The sequence below is a fragment of the Bacillus sonorensis NBRC 101234 = KCTC 13918 genome (assembly GCF_001592005.1).
GTDB classification, from domain to species: Bacteria; Bacillota; Bacilli; order Bacillales; family Bacillaceae; genus Bacillus; species Bacillus sonorensis.
In genome coordinates, this window is the sequence record NZ_BCVZ01000005.1 from 13,876 (window position 1) to 34,894 (window position 21,019).

Here is a 21,019-nt window from a genome sequence, read left to right on the forward strand (position 1 = left end):
TCGTGATTCTCGAATCCTTTAATGATGCATTTTTTCTGTTTGAGTTTTTCACAATCATTTTACCCGCGCTGACGGCGATCGGAATCGCCCTTATTTTAAGAAATTGCTATACGGGTGAAAATTGGAAAACAAAACGGATTGAAGAAAATAAACCGATTCATTTTATTTATAGAATCGATTTTCTCGTTATCCTATATCATCGCATTACCTTATGGATTAGTAAAGTGATTCGCATGAAGGCTTCGTCGAATGATGATGAAGACCATCGTTTCCTTCTTCTTTCAATTTAACAGGTGTACGGGTGCTCGCTGCGGGCCCCGGATAAGAAGGAGGAAAATGTGTTGACCACAAAATTAAAGCAAATGTTTACAATCGCAATATCTTTATTGATGTTTTTGGCTGTAGGCGGGCATGCCTCAGCTGCAACCGGAGCTCCGAGTTCTGACGGGAACTTTTTCCAGCATTATATTGTGCTTCCTTTCTCAGAGCTGATTAAAGGAATCGCCGGATTTTTCAACGGCAGCTACGGGCTTTCGATCATTGTCGTGACGATCATCGTCCGTTTTCTCGTGATGCCGCTGTTTGCCAATCAGTACAAAAAACAGCGGACCATGCAGGAAAAAATGGCGCTCGTCAAGCCTGAAATGGATGCCATTCAAAGCAAATTGAAAAAGACGAAAGACCCTGTGAAACAAAGGGAAATTCAGCAGGAAATGATGAAGCTTTACCAAAAGCACAACATCAATCCGCTGGCGATCGGCTGTCTGCCGATGCTGATTCAATTTCCGATTTTGATCGGTTTTTATTACGCCATCCGCTCGACGCCTGAAATTGCCACACATACTTTCCTTTGGTTCAACTTGGGACATTCGGATATCATCATGTCTTTATGCGCCGGCCTGATGTATTTTATCCAGTTTTATGTATCGCAAAAATTAAATGCACAGAACGCGGCGCAGTCAAACCCGGCGGCACAGCAGTCAGCCAAAATCATGGGCTTCTTTTTCCCTGTGATGATGACGGTCTTTTCAATCAACGTACCGGCGGCCCTTCCGCTCTACTGGATGACAAGCGGAATGTTTCTGACCGTTCAAAACTTCGTCTTTCATCAAATGTATAAAAAGAACAAAAGCATACAGCCGGCTGAAACAGCTACGAAATAAAAAAGGCTGCGCCTATTGGGCGCAGCCTTTTTTGATTTCTGTCAGCCGGCAGTCGTGTGTTCATGATCAATGTGTTCGGAAATCGTCTCAAATCCGGCAATTCTTCCCGTGACGGCGTCCAGATCCAATTGAATGATCAGCTGACTGTTTCGTTCCAGAACGCCTTTGAAGCAATCCGACTGTAAGTGAAAGGGTTTGATGTCACCCTCATGAATCGCAATCATCTCTTTTGCATCTGATACAAGCAAGCCGGCCAGGCCTATCTTTGATGAAAAAATCAGCAGCTTGCTTTTTTCGTCAATCGAAAGCGGCTTATGGTGGAGGATGACGCCGGCGTCGATCACCGGAATCATCTCTTCCCGAATCTTGGAGATCCCGCGGACTTCGGGAGGAAGCCCGCTGATCTCTTTCAGATGTCCCATCCGTTCAATCGCCTGAATATGACGGATGTCCGCTCCATAGTCTTCCTGATTCACTTGAAAAAGTATGGCATGTTGATTTTCCACGTTGAACCCCTGCCTTTATTATGAAGGATTTGCAACTTCCTCAATAATCGCAATGACCATTTCAGCTGTTTTCACAAGCTCTTCAACCGGCATTTTTTCATTTTTCGTATGAATTTGTTCATATCCTACAGCAAGGTTGACGGTCGGAATACCGTGGCCCGCAATGACATTGGCGTCGCTGCCGCCTCCGCTCGTCAGCAGTTCGTATGGGCGGCCGATTTTTTCGGCGGCTTTTTTCGCAACCTCGACCACGAGGTCTCCATCTTTGTATTTAAAGCCGGGATACATGACTTCAATCTCCACTTCGGCGCGGCCTCCCATTTCGGCGGCTGCCGCTTCAAAAGCCTGCTTCATTTTCTCGGTTTGCTTTTCCATTTTTTCCGGAACGAGCGAACGGGCTTCTGCCAATATCTCAACCTGATCGCAGACGATATTGGTTTGTGTTCCGCCTTCAAAGCGGCCGATATTTGCCGTTGTCTCCTCATCAATGCGGCCCAGCGGCATTTTGGCAATCGCTTTTGAAGCGATCGTAATCGCGGAAACGCCTTTTTCCGGTTCAACTCCCGCATGGGCTGTTTTTCCGTAAATTGAGGCCTTCATTTTCGCTTGGGTCGGAGCGGCTACAATGATATTTCCGACCTTGCCGTCGGAATCAAGGGCATATCCGTATTTTGCTTGAATGAGCGAACGGTCCAAGGCTTTCGCTCCGACAAGTCCCGACTCTTCACCGACCGTAATGATAAATTGAACCGTTCCATGGGGAATATTCTTTTCCCGTAAAACCTTTATGGCTTCAAGCATTGCCGCAAGCCCGGCTTTATCATCGGCACCCAAAATCGTCGTTCCGTCCGTTTTGACGTAGCCGTTTTCCACGACCGGCTTCACACCATTGCCAGGGACAACGGTATCCATATGTGACGTAAAATAGATTGTATCCGCTTCTTTTGTTCCCGGAAGCGTGCATACGAGATTACCCGCCCCGTGTCCTGTCGCTTTCGCGCTGTCATCCTCAAAAACATCCAGTCCGAGAGCCGTAAATTTTTCTTTCAGCACTTTACAAATGTCTGCTTCATGTTTTGTTTCAGAATCAATTTGCACGAGTTCTAAGAACTCTTCCAAAAGGCGTTTTTCATTCATATTCGTTTCCCCTCCTATTTTTATAGCGGTATGTTTCCATGCTTTTTGTCCGGCCGGATGTCCCGTTTGTTTTTCAGCATGTCAAATGTTTGAATCAGCCTCTTCCGCGTCTCTTTCGGATCGATGATATCGTCGATCATCCCATGGCGGGCGGCAGTAAAAGGACTTGCAGCTTTCTCGAATGCCCTCATGTGCCGCTCTTTCTCAGCTTCAGGACCCTTTTCCCCCGCAAACAAAATATCTGCGGCTTCCCCGGCTCCCATGACGGCGATTTCGGCGTTCGGCCAGGCAAATACGGCATCCGCTCCAAGCGCCTTGCTGTTTAAAGCCACATAAGCACCGCCGTACGCTTTTCTTACAATCACCGTTACCTTGGCTACAGAAGCTTCGGCATATGCATACAGGATTTTGGCTCCGTGCCTGATCACGCCGCCATGCTCTTCGCGAATTCCCGGCAGGAAGCCTGGAACATCAACAAGCGTCAAAATGGGAATATGAAAAGAATCACAAAAACGAATAAAACGGGATATTTTATCAGCTGCATCGATGTTCAGACTGCCTGCCAAATGCTTCGGCTGATTGGCGACGATACCCGCCGCTTCTCCTGCAATTCTTGCAAAACCGATCACCGCGTTTTTCGCAAAATGCTTTTGCACCTCAAAAAATGTGCCGTTGTCAGCGATTTCCCGTATGATCTGTTTCACGTCATACGGACGCTGGCTGTCTTCCGGCAATAAAGTCATCAAGCCGGGTCTCAAATCATCATCCTCTGCAGGCCGCGGCCGGACCGGCGGCTTCTCTTCATGATTCTGCGGAAGATAGGATAAAAGCTTTCGCACCTCTTGAAGGACAGACTCATCGGAATCCCCGGAAAAATGAGCATTGCCGCTGATTGAATTATGTATGGATGCGCCGCCCAGTTCACCGGGGCTGACATGCTCTCCTGTAGCTGTTTTGATGACTTTTGGCCCTGTGATGAACATCCGCCCCGTTTTTTCATTCATAAAAACAAAATCGGTCAAAGCCGGAGAATAAACGGCACCGCCGGCGCATGGACCGAGGATGACAGAGATTTGCGGAATGACGCCAGAACAAAGGACATTTCGGTGAAAAATATGACCGTATCCATTTAATGATAGCACACCCTCTTGAATTCTCGCACCACCTGAGTCGTTAAGACCTATGAAAGGCGTCTTATTTTTAAAGGCAAAATCCATGACGTCCGCTATTTTTTTGGCATGCATCTCTCCGAGCGCCCCTCCGCTGACGGTAAAGTCCTGGGAAAATAAAGAGACGGGCCTTCCATGAATTTTTCCAACCCCCGTTACAACGCCATCGCCTAAAGGGCCGCCGGGCTGCCTGCTTCGCACAAAAGCGTTCAGCTCGACAAAACTGCCCTTATCAAGCAAAAGTTCGATCCGCTCCCTCGCAGTGAGCTTCCCTTTCAGCTTCTGTCTGTCGATCTTTTCCGGTCCTCCGCCAAGCGCAGCAGTTTGGCGGATTTTATCTAAATCATCAAGCCTGTCATACATATTCATTCTTCCGCTCCTTCCCATAAAATTTCTCATCCTCACAAACTTGTCCGCTGAAGAAAAGCAGGATAAAATGGTAGAAGAAAAACTAAAACAGAGGTGAACAGCTTGTCTCAAAAAATGATTAAAATCATGGTTTTTGTAATGATCGGTATCATGGTGCTGACGAGCCTTCTTTCAGGAATCAGCATGATGTTTTAATACAGAAGCGGCGGAAGGAGCAGGCCCTTTCTCAGGAAAGCGGCCTGTTTTTTTGACAGCGCGTCTGATATATGGGGCTGGATTGTCGGCAAAAGAAAGAAAAAAAGCATGAGCTTCTCCTTCTTCATTAGATTGACCAATGAAGGAGAAACTCATGCGATCAGGCAGGAGATTTAATCCCTTTAAAATAACTTTTGATCACCAAATATTGTTCCATTTCACCGAGAAAATTGAAAAGGGCTGCGCGCGCTTCAAATTCTTCACGCGTCGTCGGCAGCTCCATCTCCTCAATTTCCTCTCTCATCTTCACGAGACGCTTTAAAAATTTATGAGCCGTATTTCCCGGATGGATGGCCCCTCTCAAGTCATGAATAAACTCTGCGATCATATGCCCCTGCTCAACCGTCATCGAGATCGACGTAATCTTCGGAAGCACCCTTTCAATGATTTCAAACTGTTTTTCACGCATTTTAAAATAGTTGTAATACAAATTTTCGTGGCGCATAAAGTGATTTTCCACATCGCGGTATGCCAGTGTTTTCGCTGTATTGATCAACCGGTGCGTCTCAGGTATTTCCTTTCCCGTCCAGTCCTGTTCCCCTGTCAGCAGATAGCGCTCGATTTCCTCAAAAATTTTCGCGAAATTGTCTTCGATTTTTTGCTGGTACTTCTTGAGCTGCTTGTCCAAGCTTGGCATGTACAAATTCATGAGAAGCGCAACGCCGATCCCGGTAATGATAATTAAGAATTCATTCCAGATGAGAGAAAGCGTAATTCCTTCAGACATATAGAGATGAAGAATGATAACCGAGCTTGTGACGATCCCTTCTTTGATTTTCAGGATAACGGTTGTCGGAATGAAAAATAAAAGCATGAGGCCGATGACAGCCGGATGATAGCCGATCAGTTCGAAGAACATATATGAAAAAACAATCGCCAGGCAGCATGCAGCAAAGCGAGCCCATGACGCCTGAAGAGAGCGCTTTTTCGTCACTTGAATACAAAGGATGGTGATAATGCCTGTTGAAACAAAATTATGCAGGCCCAGGAGCTGGGCAATATAGATGGCAAGTGCCGTTCCAAGCGCTGTTTTTAACGTGCGGTAACCTATTTTAAACATCGTAAACCCCAATCTTTTAATCAATAGTTTGCTAAAATAAATCAAAAAAGAAGAAGAACTATGTCTTCTTCCGATTATTTTATAGTATTTTCTCCAAAAAGTCTTGAGCTCTTTGCGATTTTGGAGAAGAAAAAAATGTTTTCGGGTCTCCGTCTTCGACAATGGTTCCTCCATCCATAAACAGCACCCTGTCGGCGACTTCTTTTGCAAAACCCATTTCGTGCGTGACGATCACCATCGTCATTCCGGTTTTCGCCAAATCCTGCATGACCTGGAGCACTTCCTTCACCATCTCGGGATCAAGCGCTGACGTCGGTTCGTCAAACAGCATGATGTCCGGATTCATCGCCAGCGCCCGGGCGATGGCCACCCGCTGCTTTTGTCCGCCTGACAACCGGTTTGGATAGGCGTCTTTTTTATCGAGAAGCCCGACTTTTTCGAGCAGCTCTTCCGCCTTTTTAACCGCTGTCTCCCTGCTTTCTTTTTTGACATTGACAGGCGCATAGATGATGTTTTCAAGAACGGTTTTATGCGGGAACAAATGAAAATGCTGAAAGACCATTCCGATGTTCTCTCTGATTTTCAACACATTTGTTTTCTTGTCCGTAATCTCCTGATCCTTGATGAATATGCTTCCTTCCGTCGGCTTTTCAAGCAGGTTCAAACAGCGCAAAAATGTCGATTTTCCCGAACCGGACGGGCCGATCACCGCGGCCACTTCGCCTTTTTCAAAGGAAACGGAAATATTTTTGAGCACTTCGAGCTTTCCGTAGGATTTTGAGAGATTGCTAACGTTAATCATTGACATTCAGCTTCCTTTCAATCGCTTTGCCGGCAAACGTCAGAATCAGAACGAGCACATAGTAGATGAGGCCTGCAAACAGCATCGGTTCAAGGGGACTGTAAATCGCCGCTCCCGCCTGATAGCTGCGTCTCATAATATCGCCTAGGCCGATCACCGTCACAACCGCCGATTCCTTCGTCAGTGTAATCGATTCGTTGACAAGTGCGGGCATGATATTTTTAAAAGCCTGCGGCAGCAGGAGATCCTTCATCATTTTCGCATATGGCACACCAAGTGCCATCGCTGCCTCTTTCTGGCCTTTGTCGATCGCATTGATTCCGGCCCTGATGATTTCCGATACATAGGCGGCAGAGTTCAAACCAAACGCGATCACCGCCGCCCAGTAGGCATCGATATCAAATCCCAGAACCTGAGGCAGGCCGTAGTAAACAATCATCAGCTGGAGAACGAGCGGCGTCCCCCTGAAGATCGATGTATAAAAATCAGCGATCCAAGCGAGGCCTTTTATCGAGCTGATTTTCAGAAGGGTGATGAAAACCCCGAGCAAAAATCCAAATACCGCCGCAGCGGCGACTACTTTCAATGTAACGCCAAGCCCTTCCAATATAAAGGGCATTTCCGGTATCGTACTTGAAAAATCAAGAAAATTCATAATGACTCTCCTTCTCCCGCGTCCATACAGAGACGTACAATCGCACCTTAGCAAAAAAAGTTCAACAAAAGAGTTGAACTTTTATGCTTACTTTTGTGTGTCTCCGCTGAACCATTTTTCTTTCAATTTATCCAATTCTCCGCTTTTCTCCATTTCATCAAGCGCTTTGTTGAATTTCTCCGTCAAATCGCTTCCTTTTTTAAAGGCAATCGCGGATCCGGCTTTTTCATCCGGTTCTTTTGGAAGGTTGAAACCGACGAGTTCTGCATTTTTATTGATATATTTTTCGGCAACAATGTCTTCGATAATCGCTGCATCAAAACGGCCCGCTTTGATTTCTTCAGTTAAATCTGAAATGCGGTTGCGGTTTTCAACTTTCAAATCGTAGTCTGAAGTCAGTTCCTTCGCTTTTTCTTCCTGTATGGAACCAAGCTGGACGCCTACCGTCTTACCTTTCAGGTCTTCCAGCGATTTGATGCCGCTCGATTTTTTCGTGACGATCATGTTGTGAGCCGTGTAGTAAACCTTTGAAAAATCGACTTGCTTTTTGCGTTTAGGGGTCGGTGTCATCCCGGACAGTACGATGTCCACTTTGTTTGTTTTAAGGGCTGTCACCAATCCGTTGAAATCCATATCTTCGACTTCGATGTCATGGCCTGTTTTTTTCGCAAGCGCCTTGGCCAAATCGACGTCAAATCCGACGATTTTGTCTCCGTCTTTCGATTCAAAAGGCGGATAGTCAGCAGACGTTCCCATCACCAATGTTTTTTTATCGTCTGAGCTGCTCGTCCCGCAAGCGGCCAAAGCAAATGTGACACACGCTGTCACTAACAGTAAAAGCCATTTTTTCATGTTGTGTATCCCCCTGAATCATTTTGAATATTTATTCGTTGATATGTATTTTAAACATTTTCTGAGTCTATTGCAATACTATTTTAAAAAATAACTAAAAAACCTTTTCGTCGGCTTGTATAAATGAATCCCCCCCTGTCGCTTCTATCCGTCCAATTGCATATATATGAATTTTTTATACAAAAAAAGCCTGCCGTACAAATCGGCAGGCGGTGTTCTTTATACTTCTTCACAATACTCCTCAAACAGTCCCTGAAGCTTCGTGATGACGGCCATCGGCTCATATCCTTCAATCTCATGGCGCTCAACCATCTTTAAAATCTTGCCGTCTTTTAGCAAAGCGAACGACGGAGACGATGGCGGATACCCTTCAAAATATTCCCGGGCTCTCGCCGTTGCTTCCTTGTCCTGGCCGGCAAAAACCGTTACGAGATGATCAGGCCGTTTATCATAGTGGACAGCATGATAAGCGGCAGGTCTTGCAATTCCGCCGGCACAGCCGCAGACAGAGTTCACCATGACAAGCGTCGTCCCTTTTTTCGTCAGCGCTTCATCAACCTCTTCGGCCGTTTTTAATTCCTTGTACCCGGCGGCCGATATTTCCTGTCTTGCCTGGCGGACGACATCATTCATAAACAAATTAAAATCCATGTTCACTTAAGTCCTCTCCTTTTTCATCATCTTTTTTAATGATACTTTGAAACCGCCGATACCGCAAATCAGCTGTTTCATCCCCTGTAAGGTTTACCGCGGGGAACGATCGGGGAAACATAAAAAAGAGGACAGGTGAGCCATATGAACAAAAGAAAAGCCATGCTGATTTACAACGGCAATGCCGGTCAAAAACATATCCAAAAAACACTGGGCGCCGTTGTACCGATTCTTTCTCAAAAAATAGATGAATTGATCGTTAAACCGACGAGGCAGAAGCACGATGCTTTTCACTTTTGCCGGGATGTCGGGGAAGATATCGATCAATTATTCATACTAGGCGGGGATGGAACAGTCCACGAGTGCATAAACGGAATCAGTCCGCAGAAAGCGAAGCCTCAGATCGGCATTCTGCCGGGCGGAACATGCAACGATTTTTCGCGGGCGCTTCAGATTCCGCAGAACATTGAAAAGGCGGCGGAAGCGCTTGTCAACGGAGAGCCGGTCTCTGTCGATGTCCTGAAAACAGAGGAGCATTATTGTTTAAACTTCTGGGGCATCGGGTTTATTGCAAAGGCTTCAAGCCATATCAATCAGACAGAAAAAGCGCTATTGGGAAGAATCAGCTATTTTACCAGTGCGTTGAGGATGATCTCGAACCTCAAGCCGTTTCCCTTCAAGCTGTCGATTGACGGAGACGATTTGACGGATGAAGCGGTGATGATCTTGGTGCTGAACGGGCAGTTTATCGGAACCAGCCGGATTCCGCTTCCCACAGCAAGCATTCATGACGGCAAAGCGGATGTCCTCGTGTGCAGGAACACGAATCTGGCCGCATTAAAAGAGCTCTTTGCCATGGAAGAGCCTGAGCTTGAATCTTTGGGAGGGGAGCTTTCATATTATCAAGGAAAGACAATCAAAGTGGAGACCGCTGAAAAGATGGATGCCGATACTGATGGTGAAATTTACACGCAGACCCCCGCTTCAATTGAAGTGCTGAGCGGGCATGTACGCATGCTCGCCCCGGGAGATAGAGAAAAAAGCTGACCCGTTTCGGGCCAGCTTTTTGATGTTTAATAAACGGATGTATTCTCATCGATATGTTCTAAAATCTCTTTCACACGAGCCAGGAATCTTCCGCAAATCAGGCCGTCAAGAACCCTGTGGTCAAGCGACAAGCACAAATTCACCATATCTCTGACAGCGATCATTCCATGCTCCATCACAACGGGACGCTTCACGATCGATTCAACTTGCAGAATGGCCGCCTGCGGATGATTGATGATGCCCATTGACTGGACAGAGCCGAATGAGCCGGTATTGTTAACAGTGAACGTTCCCCCGCTCATATCATCGCTTGTCAGCTTGCCGCTGCGCACCTTGTGTGCCAAGTCGCTGATTTCTCTTGCAATGCCTTTAATTGTTTTTTCATCGGCATGCTTGATGACCGGCACATACAAGGCATCTTCTGTCGCCACTGCGATCGAGATGTTGATATCCTTTTTCTGAATGATCTTATCGCCGGCCCACATGCTGTTCATTTGCGGGAATTCTTTCAGCGCCTGGGCGACCGCTTTGACGAAGAAAGCAAAAAAGGTCAAATTGAAGCCTTCTTTCTTTTTAAATTCGTCTTTGATGTGATTGCGGTAGCTGACAAGGTTTGTGACGTCGACCTCCATCATCGTCCAGGCATGCGGGATTTCATGCTTGCTTCTGACCATATTGGAAGCAATGGCATTGCGAATGCCTGTGACAGGTATTTCAATGTCGCCGGCCGCGCTTTTCGGCGCCGGCGTTTCAGGAGCTTTCCGGACACGGTCCGCTGCCGCTTTCTGAGTGGCGGGCTGTTTTTCCTCCGCCTCCCTCTGAACCGGCGCGGCACCTGCTGAAATGATGCGCTGAAGATCCTTCCGGGTGATGCGTCCGCCCGCTCCGGTTCCTTCCACCTGCTCCAAATCGATGCTATGCTCTCCCGCAAGACGCAATACAGCAGGCGAGTAGCGCTTTTTATTCGACTTGTCCGCCGGTTCCGCTGCCGGCTGTTCTGTTGCTTCAGGTTCTTCTGAATCAGAAGGTGTTTCCTGCTTTGATCCGTCTTTTGTTTCGACCTTGCACATGACGTCTCCGACCTGCAAGGTCTCTCCTTCTTCTCCGACAAGCTCCGTAATCGTTCCCGTAAAAGAGGAAGGCACTTCAGCATTGACTTTGTCTGTCATCACTTCAGCGATCGGGTCGTATTTGTTGACATGATCACCGACGCTGACGAGCCATTTGCTGATCGTTCCCTCGGTTACGCTCTCTCCGAGCTGGGGCATTGTCATCTGTTCCACTGCCATACGATTATCCTCCTCACGTGTTTTTAAAACTCAGCCAGCTCTCTCATAGCCGCTTCTGCTTTATCCGGATTCACCATAAAGTATTTTTCCATTGTCGGCGCATACGGCATTGCCGGGACATCAGGTCCTGCCAGCCGCTTGATCGGCGCATCCAAATCAAATAAGCAATGCTCGGAAATGATCGCGGCTACTTCGCTCATCACACTGCCTTCTTTCGTATCCTCAGTCATAAGAAGCACTTTGCCCGTTTTGGAAGCGGCCTCAATGATCGCTTCCTTGTCGAGCGGATATACCGTTCTCAAATCGAGGATATGGGTGCTGATGCCGTCCTTTGCAAGCCGTTCAGCCGCCTGAAGGGCAAAGTGGACGCATAAGCCGTATGTGATGACGGTAATGTCTTCGCCTTCCCGTTTGACATCTGCTTTACCGATGGGCAGCACATAGTCGTCATTCGGGACCTCTCCTTTTATGAGGCGGTAGGCTCTTTTATGTTCAAAAAACAGCACCGGGTCTTCATCGCGGATGGCCGCCTTTAAAAGCCCCTTTACATCATAAGGCGTCGAAGGCATGACGATTTTCAGCCCCGGCTGGTTGGCGAACACGGCCTCAACCGACTGGGAGTGGTACAGCGCCCCATGGACGCCTCCGCCGTAAGGAGCCCTGATGACGATCGGACAGTTCCAGTCATTGTTTGAGCGATAGCGGATTTTCGCCGCCTCAGAAATAATTTGATTGACCGCGGGCATGATAAAATCAGCAAACTGCATCTCCGCGACAGGCCTCATTCCATACATAGCGGCGCCGATTCCGACACCGGCAATCGCGGATTCAGCCAATGGGGTATCCATGACCCGCTCTTCTCCAAACTGCTCATAAAGGCCCGCTGTCGCCTTGAAGACTCCGCCCTTTTTACCGACATCCTCTCCTAGAACAAAGACGCGCGGATCTCTTTCCATTTCCTCTTTTAAAGCCAATGTGACAGCATCTATATATGACATAACAGGCATTGGTTTTCCCCCCTACTCTGCATAAACATGCCGCAGCGCATCTTCAGGATCGGCATACGGGGCATGTTCAGCGTAATCTGTTGCTTCATTGACGGTGTTGGTGATCTCGTCTGAAATCGCTTTTTCTGATTCTTCACTGAGAAGTCCGGCTTCTTTTAAGTAGTTGGCAAATGTAATGATCGGATCGTTTTTCTTCGCTTCGTCCACTTCTTCCCGGCCTCTGTAGCTTCGGTCATCATCATCACTGGAGTGAGGGGTCAACCTGTATGAAATCGTTTCGATCAATGTCGGGCCTTCTCCTCTTCCAGCCCGCTCCCTCGCTTCTTTGACCGCTTTGTACACTTCAAGCGGATCATTTCCATCCACGGTGACTCCAGGCATTCCGTAGCCAACAGCCCGATCGGAAATTTTTTCACAGGCCACCTGCTTTTCATACGGAACAGAAATGGCGTATTTATTATTCTCGCACATGAAAATGACAGGAAGTTTGTGCACCGCAGCAAAGTTTGCCCCTTCATGAAAATCTCCCTGGTTTGAAGAGCCTTCGCCAAATGTTACAAATGTGGCGATATTCTTGTTGTCAAGCCTTCCCGCGAGTGCTACGCCGACGGCATGCGGAACTTGCGTCGTAACCGGCGAAGAACCTGTGACAATCCGGTTTTTCTTTTGCCCGAAGTGGCTCGGCATTTGTTTGCCCCCTGAATTCGGGTCCTCCGCTTTCGCGAAGGCGGAAAGCATAAGCTCCTTTGCCGTCATGCCAAAGGCAAGCACAACGCCCATGTCTCTGTAGTACGGAAGAACATAGTCGTTTTCACGGTCTAAAGCGAAAGCCGCGCCGACTTGTGCGGCTTCCTGTCCTTGGCAAGAGATCACAAACGGAACTTTTCCCGATCTGTTCAGCAGCCACATCCGCTCATCAAGCTTTCTTGCTAAAAGCATGGTTTTGTACATGTCGATTGCTTGTTCATCTGTTAAACCCACTGCTTCATGACGATTATTGCTCATTTATTTCACTCCTTCATGCTTTTTAAAAATGAATCGCTTTTCCATCAACGGCAAGCGCGGCTTCTCCAATGGCCTCAGAAAGCGTCGGGTGCGGATGGATCGTTTGACCGACCTCCCACGGCGTAGCATCAAGCACTTTTGCAAGTCCGGCTTCGGAAATCATGTCTGTCACATGCGGGCCGATCATATGAACACCCAAAATATCATCTGAATCCTGATCTGCGACGATTTTGACGAAGCCATCCGTTTCTCCGTATACGAGCGCCTTCCCAATTGCCTGAAACGGAAATTTCCCGACTTTGATGTTTCGACCTTCCGCCTTGGCCTCTTCTTCTGTCAGACCGACAGATGCAGCTTCAGGGCTTGAGTAGATGCACTTTGGAACGAGAGAGTAATCCATTGAATGCGGATGTTGATCTGCGATATGTTCGACAGCTGTCATCCCTTCATGGGAAGCAACGTGTGCAAGCTGCAGACCGCCGATGACATCGCCGATTGCGTAAATATGGGACTCCTTTGTCTGATACATGCTGTTTGTCGCGATGAAGCCGTTTTCGATCTGAATATCGGTGTTTTCAAGGCCGATTCCTTCTACATTGGCTTGCCTTCCGACTGAAATCAGCATTTTTTCGGCGGAATACGTATGCGTTTCACCGTCTTTTTCAGCTTGGATGCTGATCGTTTTTCCTTTTTCCAAACTGTCAGGCAACACTTTTGCCCCGGTTATGATCGTGATTCCTTTTTTCGCCAAACGGGTTTGCATTTCTCTCGATATGTCCGCATCCTCAGTCGGTAAAATTCTGCCGGCATATTCAACAACCGTTACGTCAACGCCGAAGTCGTTGAGCATTGAAGCCCATTCAATGCCGATGACTCCGCCGCCGACAATGACGATCGATGCGGGCAGATGCTCGAGTTCAAGGGCATCGTCGGAGGAAAGAATGTTTTCCCCGTCAGGCTCGAGCCCTGGAAGCGACCGCGGTCTTGAACCGGTGGCAATAATGACGTTTTTCGGAACGAGCATTTCATTTTCAGCGCCGCTGGCCATTTCAACCGATACCGTCCCGGGCATCGGAGAAAAGATCGACGGCCCGAGGATTCGCCCGATTCCTTCATATACATCGATTTTTCCTTTTTTCATCAAATGCTTCACACCGTTATAAAGCTGATCGACAATCTTTTGTTTTCGGCTTTGAACCTTGGAAAATTGCAGCTCGACTTCCGGAACGTTCACTCCGAATTCTTCCGCTTGTTTTGCCGTTCGGTAAACCTCAGCGCTTCTCAGCAGCGCTTTGGACGGAATGCAGCCTTTGTGGAGACATGTGCCGCCAAGCTTCCGTTTTTCAACAACGGCTGTTTTCAATCCGAGCTGCGAGGCTCTGATCGCGGCTACATAACCGCCCGTCCCGCCTCCAAGAATCACGAGATCATATTCTGTTGCCATGACTTTTCCCTCCTACCGGTTCGGATTCGGATATTGTTTTGCCTCTTCTTCGCCGTTCAGCACCCGAAAAGCGCCCTCAGCCAATGCCTGAAGCTCGTTTTCGCCCGGGTATACGATGACATCCGAAATCCAGTCTATGTATTTTCTGATTGAAGAAATAAATGTTTTTCCGTAAGCCAGTCCGCCCGTCAAAATGATGACGTCAACTTCTCCTTTTAATACGGCGCTGGCCGCTCCGATTTCTTTTGCAATTTGATATGCCATCGCTTCATAGATAAGCGCCGCTTTTTGATCGCCTTCCCGAATCATTTTTTCCACCTTCACCGCATCTGACGTGCCAAGGTAGCCGGCAAGCCCTCCGCCGCCGATGAGCAATTTCATTAGCTCATCACGCGTATATTCGCCGGAAAAGCATAAATCGATGAGATCGCCTGCCGGAATGGTGCCGGCCCGCTCAGGACTGAGCGGACCTTCCCCATGGAGGCCATTGTTGACGTCGATGACCCGTCCTTTGCAGTGGACGCCTGTCGTAATGCCGCCTCCCATGTGGGTGATGATCATTTTCATATCTTCATAGCGCTTGCCGAACTGCCAAGCCGCTTTCCGGGCCACCGCCTTTTGGTTGAGGGCATGAAAGATGCTCCTCCTTTCAATTGCAGGGGTTCCGGAAATTTTTGCGATGTCCGACATTTCATCAACGACAACAGGGTCGACGATGAACGCCGGGATATTGAGGCCGTCGGCAATTTCCCTGGCGATGATCCCTCCGAGGTTTGAAGCATGCTGTCCTGCATAGCCGTTTTTCAAGTCCTCGATCATCGCGTCATTTACTTCGTATGTTCCGCCTTCGATCGGCCGAAGCAGGCCTCCCCTTGCACAAACGGCATTCAATTTTGAAATATTGATGCCCTGTTCGTGCAGCGTTTCTAAAACAGCCTGCTTTCTGAACGAATACTGGTCGATAATCGTTTCATATTGCTGAAGCTTTGCCCCGTCATGGCGGATTGCTTTTTCAAAAATTGAACGGTCATCGTGAAAAACGCCGATCTTTGTAGATGTTGATCCCGGATTAATGACGAGAATACGTTTTTCCTGTATGTGCATTGATTTAAAACCTCCAATTTGAACAGGGGGGATTTTTTAACGTCTGCTTAAAATGTGATGCCCGTTTTGCAAAAATTGGCTTCTTGAACGGCGCATCCGTTCAATCCGCTCTTCAGCAAGCCGGTCTGCCGCCAAGTATGTCGGAATGCCGTCCCGTTTAGAAATGTCAAGGACCCGCTCAATATTTCCGTAAATGCCTTCGACTTTTTTGAGCGCCCGCTCTGAATTATAGCCGTAAAGCTCATCCGCAACATTGATGACGCCGCCGGCATTGATGACATAATCCGGCGCATAGACGATGCCCATATTGTGAATCTGATCACCGTGGCGCGTTTCTTTCAGCTGATTGTTGGCCGCTCCGGCAATGACTTTGGCTTTGAGCTGCGGAATCGTATCATCGTTGATGGTCGCTCCGAGTGCGCACGGCGCATATATATCGCAATCCTGCGAATAAATATCATCAGGATCTACAGCGCGGGCGCCGAAGTCAGCGACGGCTCTCTCGACCGCTTCTTTATTAATATCCGTCACAATCAGGTTTGCGCCTTCTTCATGAAGGTGGCGGCATAGGTTGTAGGCTACATTTCCGACACCTTGAACAGCGATGGTTTTGCCTTCAAGCGAGTCTGTCCCGAAGGCTTCCTTCGCCGCGGCTTTCATCCCTTTATATACACCATAGGCTGTAACTGGAGAAGGGTTTCCCGAAGAACCGAAAGCCGGGGAAATTCCCGTTACATAATCTGTTTCATCATGGATGATATCCATATCTTCAACCGTCGTGCCGACATCTTCAGCGGTAATGTACCTTCCGTTCAACCCTTGGATGTAGCGGCCGAAGGCGCGGAACATTTCTTCATTTTTATCTTTGCGCGGATCTCCGATAATGACGGTTTTGCCTCCGCCGAGATTCAATCCGGCAGCCGCGTTTTTGTATGTCATTCCCCTTGCAAGACGAAGCGCATCTTCTATCGCGGCTTCTTCATTTTCATACGTCCACATTCTCGTGCCGCCCAAAGCGGGACCGAGAGTTGTGTCATGAATCGCGATGATCGCTTTCAAACCGGACTCTTTATCTTGGCAAAACACCAATTGTTCATAATCGTACTGTTCCATATATCGAAATAGTTCCATTTCTTATTCCTCCTCATGTCGTGCTTCAGACGTACAGAGCGCCAAAGCAATCGAATACAGTTTGTTTTCCGCGGAATCGGCCCTGCTTGTTAAAGCAATGGGCGCTTTTGCTCCTGCCAAAATGGCTCCCACTTTTGCATCCGCAAAATGAATCAGTGATTTGTAGAGGACATTGCCGGTTTCGATCGACGGAACAAGCAGAATGTCGGCCTGACCGGCCACGATTCCGGAAATGTTCTTATGCCTGGCGGCAAGCTCCGAGATCGCGTTGTCCAAAGCAAGAGGCCCGTCGACGATACAGTCCCGGATTTGCCCCCGGTGATTCATCTGCGTTAAACTGGCCGCATGTAATGTAGCTTCCATCGCGGGATTCACCGTTTCAACAGCGGCAAGGCAGGCGGCTTTCGGCATGTTTACACCGACAGCTCTCGCGACACGCACTGCATTTTCTAAAATCTGCTTCAATTCTTCAAGCCCCGGCTTGATGTTCATCGCCGCGTCTGTCACATAAATCAGCCTGTCAAATCCGTTTACTTCGAATGCCGCAACATGTGACAGCACACGAGAGGAACGCAGGCCGTATTCTTTATTCAAAACGGCTTTCAAAAGAACGGCCGTCGGAAGATGACCTTTCATCAGTACATCCGCGTTGCCGCTTTTGACGGATTGAACTGCGATTCTCGCGGAGGATTCCGGCGTTTCCGAATGAATGATATCGACGTGCCGTTTTGACATATCAAGCTCTTCCATCATATGCCTGATTTTTTCTCTGTGCCCGATCAGCAAAAACCGGGCAAACTCTTTGTCGACTGCAAGCTTGACGGCTTGAAGGACTTCATCATCTTCTGCATGTGCGACGGCGACCGTTTTATTTTCCAGTTCCGCCGCTTTTTGAAATAATTGTGTCAGCTTCATAGTACCCACCTTTCTAAGCAAACATCCGCCCTATTATCATGCAAGTTTCGTGCCAGACCAAAAAGAGGGATCAGTACGTAGACCTGCTTAAACTTCTGCACAATTTTGCATTAGATTATGCAGTTTATTGCATGCTTTCTTTTGCAAGGTTGTATTTATCCATTTTGTAATAGAGATTCCGGATGCTGATGCCCAGCGCCTTTGCCGTTTTAGTCCTGTTATATTGGTGCTTTTCAAGCGTTTCTTTAATCACGTGCGCTTCAAAACGCTCAACGGCGTCTGAAAGCTTTTCATTTTCGATTTCAGCTAAAGCAAGGCTGGTGTCAGCTTTTTTCTTCGGGCCGTCCGCTTCAGGAAGGTGCTCCAAATCAATCCATTCCATCTGGGGCTTTAAAAAGATCATCGCCCGCTCAAGGACGTTTTCCAGCTCCCTGACATTCCCCGGCCACTTTCTCGCTTTCAGCGATTTGAGCGCTTTTTTCGTCAGACCCTTTACATTGCGGCCGTATTCTTGATTGATCTTTCCGATCAAATGGCGGCTTAAAGCCTCGATATCCTCTTTTCGCTGCCTCAGCGGCGGAATCGATATCGGATAGCGGTTGATGCGGTAGTATAAGTCTTCGCGAAACCTGCCTTCGGCCAGCGCTTTTTCAATATTGACGTTGGTCGCGGCAATAATTCTGACGTTCACCGGAATCGGCTTTGTACCGCCGACCCGGACAATTTCTTTTTCCTGCAGGACGCGGAGCAGCTTTGCCTGTGTATTCTGGGAAAGCTCACCGATCTCATCCAAGAAAATGCTTCCGTTATTGGCTTCTTCAAAGAATCCTTTTTTTCCGCCGCGCTTTGCTCCGGAAAAGGCGCCTTCCTCATAGCCGAACAGCTCTGATTCAAGCAAAGATTCTGATATGGCCGCACAGTTCACCCGGACAAACTTATTATACTTTCGGTCACTTTCGTTATGTATGGCATGGGCAAAAAGCTCCTTCCCCGTACCGGACTCGCCCCGCAGCAAAATTGTGGCAGGCGTTTTCGCCCCCAATTTCGCCTGCTCAAGGGCCACAAGCATTTGCTCGCTTGACCCGATGATATCGGCGAATGTATATTTCGCTTCAAGCGTGCGGATAATCTGGCGCGCCCTGTTCAATTCCTTTGTCAGCGACTGAATTTCGGATACATCCTGAATAACGCCGACACTTCCTTTTAAAATGCCGTCGACGATGATCGGCGCAACATTGACGATCACTTCTTTTTTGTTCGGGCCGACCTTCATTCTCGCGCCTCTCACAGGCCGCCTTGTTTCAAGCACCTTCAAATGCATGCTTTCGCCTTCCGATATGTCGGTATTGGCCGGTTTGCCAATCACCTGCTCTTTTGTCAGACCGGTCATCTTCGTATAGGCCCTGTTGATCATCATTCCGATCCCGTTTTCATCGACGACGGATATCGCCTCATCAGACGACTGAATGATCGCTTCAAGCATTGTTCTGACTTCTTTCAGGTTTGTCACTTCTTCAGCCAGTTCAACCGCATCTGTGATGTCTTTGAAAATGCTGAGCGCGCCTAACAGCGTTCCTCCGTCATCAATAATCGGGATCCTCGTCGTCACGATCTGCCTGTTCGGATGTAAAAACTGCTTTTGGTTGTATTCAGGCTCTCTCGTATTGAGAATGCGCGGAAGCTTCGTCGTCGGGATGACCTTCTGAATATGCTGGCCGATCGCTTTCTCCCGTTTTGTACCGGTCATTTCCTCAGCCATTTTATTAAACAGGATGATTTCTTCATTGATATCGATAAAAATCATGCCGTCATTCATGGAATTAAAAATCCGGTCATGTTTATATGTCTGTTCTTTTAACATTTGGATCAGCTGCTGTTTTTCATTCATCAGCTGAGAGATGATATACGCAAGCGAACCCGGGACGACAATCGCTCTGTCCGGTTTCTTTCGGACGAGCTGTTTTAACACATCAGGATCGCCGGTCGTTTCAATGATGATATCGATCTGTTTATTGATGTACGGCATCCAGTCCAGAGCCGTTTCAATCTCGTTTTTTTCCGCAATGGACATCCCCGGCGCCTTCGGATTTTTGTCAATGACCGCCTCAATATGCATTGTTTTCGTTTTCAGCAGCAAGTCTAAGAGAGCGGTCCCCCCTTTTCCAGCACCTACAATCAGTACTTTTTGCTTCATCCCTTTACCCCTTTGTATGAAAAATTTTGCACACTCAGATATTCATTTGCAACAATTTGCACAATATCTATGTTATCACGTTTTCCTTTCTTGACAAACTTTTTTTTCAAATAGACAATAAAGGTAAATAAATGGCAAGGGGATTCGAGTATGGGGAGACTGATCGCACTGCTTATTTTGCTAATACCGGGATGCATGGCAGCCGCAGGCATTAAATTGATGCGCGACACTGTATTCGGGGTATTAAACAGCCCGTTTCAAATACCCTGGCTGCAAGGGCTTGCGGGACTGATTCTATTCGCGGCAGGGCTTTACCTTTTAGGCGGATTTATTTTGTACAGAGACAGAAAGCGGAACCAGGTAAGCGAACGCTTCAAAAAAAAACAAAACAACCGCAGGGCTTGAGCATTTTGTTCCCGTCCATTAAAAAACGCCGCAGATCAAAATCCGCGGCATTTTTTTATAAAATGCTTTCCTTCAGCTTCATCGCTTTTTCGGGAAAATCGGTGAAAAACCCGTCAACACCGGCTTCCATCAGTTTTTTCATGTCCTCTTCGCGATTCACGGTGAACGGTCTGACCGTTTTATTGTTGCGGTGGGCATTTGCGATCGTTTCCGCCGACATCGAGCGCAGATACGGATGAAATCCGGTCGCCGGAATCATGTCAATGTATTGTTCAGGCTTATAAAGAACATCCATATAAAGCGCGGCCAATTCAATATCGGGATTCAGCCTCCGGCAATAGGCGAGGCTCTCATGGTTAAAAGAAGAGATGATGATGCGGTCCTCAAGTTTATATTCAGAAATCAGCGCCATCACTTTTTCTTCCATTCCTTCATAGCGGACGATGCTGTTTTTCAGCTCTACATTAATAAGAAAGCTGCCTTTCACCGCCCAGTCGAACACCTCTTCAAGGGTGGGAACTGTGACAAACCCGGTCTTTTCAGAAAAACGGTAGCTTGCGTCCCCCTGCTCGATCTCTTCATATGTAAAATCTTTTATATAGCCCTTTAATGAAGTCGTCCTGTCAAGCTTCTCATCATGAATCACGACAAGCCGGCCGTCTCGCGTCATTTGTACATCAAGCTCAATGCCGTCGGCACCCGCTTGAGCCGCATGTTCAAACGCAGTCATCGTGTTCTCGGGATAAGTCCCTGAAGCCCCTCTGTGTGCAAAAACTTTTGTCATGTCAGTTCACCTCAAAATGATTTCAAAGCCCATCCTCATTATGACGGTCTTATGATTTACTTTCCACACATAGGC

Annotated in this window: 22 protein-coding genes; 5 read left to right on the forward strand and 17 right to left on the reverse strand. The window is 47.8% G+C overall.

Annotated features, from left to right (window positions below; all coding sequences use genetic code 11):
* The first annotated feature begins 2 nt into the window (after positions 1-2).
* Positions 3-290 carry a hypothetical protein gene (locus BTR1S_RS08465; RefSeq protein WP_006637462.1) on the forward strand — a complete coding sequence of 96 codons (288 nt, stop codon included), beginning with the start codon at positions 3-5 and terminating at the stop codon, positions 288-290.
* Positions 291-362: 72 nt separating this feature from the next.
* A complete protein-coding gene (locus BTR1S_RS08470; RefSeq protein ID WP_034326532.1) occupies positions 363-1,163 on the forward strand; it encodes a membrane protein insertase YidC in 801 nt (266 codons plus the stop codon).
* A gap of 41 nt (positions 1,164-1,204) precedes the next feature.
* Here the strand turns inward: BTR1S_RS08470 and BTR1S_RS08475 are convergent, their stop codons facing one another.
* From BTR1S_RS08475 to BTR1S_RS08485, 3 genes are read right to left on the reverse strand one after another with little or no spacing between them, the layout of a single operon-like run.
* Complete coding sequence (locus BTR1S_RS08475) at positions 1,205-1,669, reverse strand: chemotaxis protein CheW (protein ID WP_006637464.1); 465 nt, start codon at positions 1,667-1,669, stop codon at positions 1,205-1,207.
* An 18-nt stretch (positions 1,670-1,687) separates the two neighbouring features.
* Positions 1,688-2,806 (reverse strand): tripeptidase T, encoded by a 1,119-nt coding sequence (locus tag BTR1S_RS08480; RefSeq protein WP_006637465.1) that lies wholly within the window; start codon positions 2,804-2,806, stop codon positions 1,688-1,690.
* Between the two features lie 20 nt (positions 2,807-2,826).
* Entirely contained in the window at positions 2,827-4,344 is a 1,518-nt protein-coding gene (locus BTR1S_RS08485) for an acyl-CoA carboxylase subunit beta (protein WP_006637466.1), read from the reverse strand.
* A gap of 102 nt (positions 4,345-4,446) precedes the next feature.
* Here BTR1S_RS08485 and prli42 point away from each other — a divergent pair, with 102 nt between their 5' ends.
* Positions 4,447-4,539, forward strand: coding sequence for a stressosome-associated protein Prli42 (prli42, locus tag BTR1S_RS22475; protein ID WP_152419319.1), 93 nt, complete (start codon positions 4,447-4,449; stop codon positions 4,537-4,539).
* A gap of 160 nt (positions 4,540-4,699) precedes the next feature.
* Here the strand turns inward: prli42 and BTR1S_RS08490 are convergent, their stop codons facing one another.
* From BTR1S_RS08490 to BTR1S_RS08510, 5 genes are all read right to left on the reverse strand, one after another.
* A complete protein-coding gene (locus tag BTR1S_RS08490; RefSeq protein WP_029419399.1) occupies positions 4,700-5,659 on the reverse strand; it encodes an aromatic acid exporter family protein in 960 nt (319 codons plus the stop codon).
* Positions 5,660-5,738: 79 nt separating this feature from the next.
* A complete protein-coding gene (artM, locus tag BTR1S_RS08495) occupies positions 5,739-6,461 on the reverse strand; it encodes an arginine ABC transporter ATP-binding protein ArtM (RefSeq protein WP_006637468.1) in 723 nt (240 codons plus the stop codon).
* Positions 6,454-7,116 (reverse strand): arginine ABC transporter permease ArtQ, encoded by a 663-nt coding sequence (gene artQ / locus BTR1S_RS08500; protein ID WP_006637469.1) that lies wholly within the window; start codon positions 7,114-7,116, stop codon positions 6,454-6,456. The genes artM and artQ overlap by 8 nt, the downstream gene beginning before the upstream one ends.
* 87 nt (positions 7,117-7,203) lie before the next feature.
* Complete coding sequence (artP, locus tag BTR1S_RS08505) at positions 7,204-7,968, reverse strand: arginine ABC transporter substrate-binding protein ArtP (RefSeq protein ID WP_006637470.1); 765 nt, start codon at positions 7,966-7,968, stop codon at positions 7,204-7,206.
* A gap of 219 nt (positions 7,969-8,187) precedes the next feature.
* Positions 8,188-8,625 (reverse strand): BrxA/BrxB family bacilliredoxin, encoded by a 438-nt coding sequence (locus tag BTR1S_RS08510; RefSeq protein WP_006637471.1) that lies wholly within the window; start codon positions 8,623-8,625, stop codon positions 8,188-8,190.
* A gap of 138 nt (positions 8,626-8,763) precedes the next feature.
* Here BTR1S_RS08510 and BTR1S_RS08515 point away from each other — a divergent pair, with 138 nt between their 5' ends.
* Positions 8,764-9,666, forward strand: coding sequence for a YegS/Rv2252/BmrU family lipid kinase (locus BTR1S_RS08515; RefSeq protein WP_029419398.1), 903 nt, complete (start codon positions 8,764-8,766; stop codon positions 9,664-9,666).
* 26 nt (positions 9,667-9,692) lie between these two features.
* Here BTR1S_RS08515 and BTR1S_RS08520 read toward each other — a convergent pair whose 3' ends face one another.
* The 8 genes from BTR1S_RS08520 to BTR1S_RS08555 all read right to left on the reverse strand — a co-directional run bounded on the left by BTR1S_RS08520 (position 9,693) and on the right by BTR1S_RS08555 (position 19,755).
* Positions 9,693-10,955: a dihydrolipoamide acetyltransferase family protein gene (locus BTR1S_RS08520; protein WP_029419397.1), complete on the reverse strand. Its 1,263-nt coding sequence runs from the start codon at positions 10,953-10,955 to the stop codon at positions 9,693-9,695.
* A 23-nt stretch (positions 10,956-10,978) separates the two neighbouring features.
* Complete coding sequence (locus BTR1S_RS08525) at positions 10,979-11,962, reverse strand: alpha-ketoacid dehydrogenase subunit beta (RefSeq protein ID WP_006637474.1); 984 nt, start codon at positions 11,960-11,962, stop codon at positions 10,979-10,981.
* 12 nt (positions 11,963-11,974) lie between these two features.
* A complete protein-coding gene (locus tag BTR1S_RS08530; protein ID WP_006637475.1) occupies positions 11,975-12,967 on the reverse strand; it encodes a thiamine pyrophosphate-dependent dehydrogenase E1 component subunit alpha in 993 nt (330 codons plus the stop codon).
* 22 nt (positions 12,968-12,989) lie between these two features.
* Positions 12,990-14,411: a dihydrolipoyl dehydrogenase gene (gene lpdA, locus BTR1S_RS08535; protein ID WP_006637476.1), complete on the reverse strand. Its 1,422-nt coding sequence runs from the start codon at positions 14,409-14,411 to the stop codon at positions 12,990-12,992.
* Positions 14,412-14,423: 12 nt separating this feature from the next.
* Positions 14,424-15,515: a butyrate kinase gene (buk, locus tag BTR1S_RS08540; RefSeq protein ID WP_006637477.1), complete on the reverse strand. Its 1,092-nt coding sequence runs from the start codon at positions 15,513-15,515 to the stop codon at positions 14,424-14,426.
* 36 nt (positions 15,516-15,551) lie between these two features.
* A complete protein-coding gene (gene bcd / locus BTR1S_RS08545) occupies positions 15,552-16,646 on the reverse strand; it encodes a branched-chain amino acid dehydrogenase (RefSeq protein ID WP_006637478.1) in 1,095 nt (364 codons plus the stop codon).
* Between the two features lie 3 nt (positions 16,647-16,649).
* Positions 16,650-17,561, reverse strand: coding sequence for a phosphate butyryltransferase (yqiS, locus tag BTR1S_RS08550; RefSeq protein WP_006637479.1), 912 nt, complete (start codon positions 17,559-17,561; stop codon positions 16,650-16,652).
* A gap of 124 nt (positions 17,562-17,685) precedes the next feature.
* Complete coding sequence (locus tag BTR1S_RS08555; RefSeq protein WP_006637480.1) at positions 17,686-19,755, reverse strand: sigma-54 interaction domain-containing protein; 2,070 nt, start codon at positions 19,753-19,755, stop codon at positions 17,686-17,688.
* Positions 19,756-19,905: 150 nt separating this feature from the next.
* Between BTR1S_RS08555 and BTR1S_RS08560 the strand changes: the two genes are divergently transcribed.
* Positions 19,906-20,160: a DUF2627 domain-containing protein gene (locus BTR1S_RS08560; RefSeq protein WP_006637481.1), complete on the forward strand. Its 255-nt coding sequence runs from the start codon at positions 19,906-19,908 to the stop codon at positions 20,158-20,160.
* Between the two features lie 55 nt (positions 20,161-20,215).
* Here BTR1S_RS08560 and BTR1S_RS08565 read toward each other — a convergent pair whose 3' ends face one another.
* The gene (locus tag BTR1S_RS08565) at positions 20,216-20,944 is read right to left on the reverse strand and encodes a glycerophosphodiester phosphodiesterase (protein ID WP_029419396.1); all 729 of its coding nucleotides are present in this window, start codon (positions 20,942-20,944) and stop codon (positions 20,216-20,218) included.
* Between the last annotated feature and the right edge of the window lie 75 nt (positions 20,945-21,019).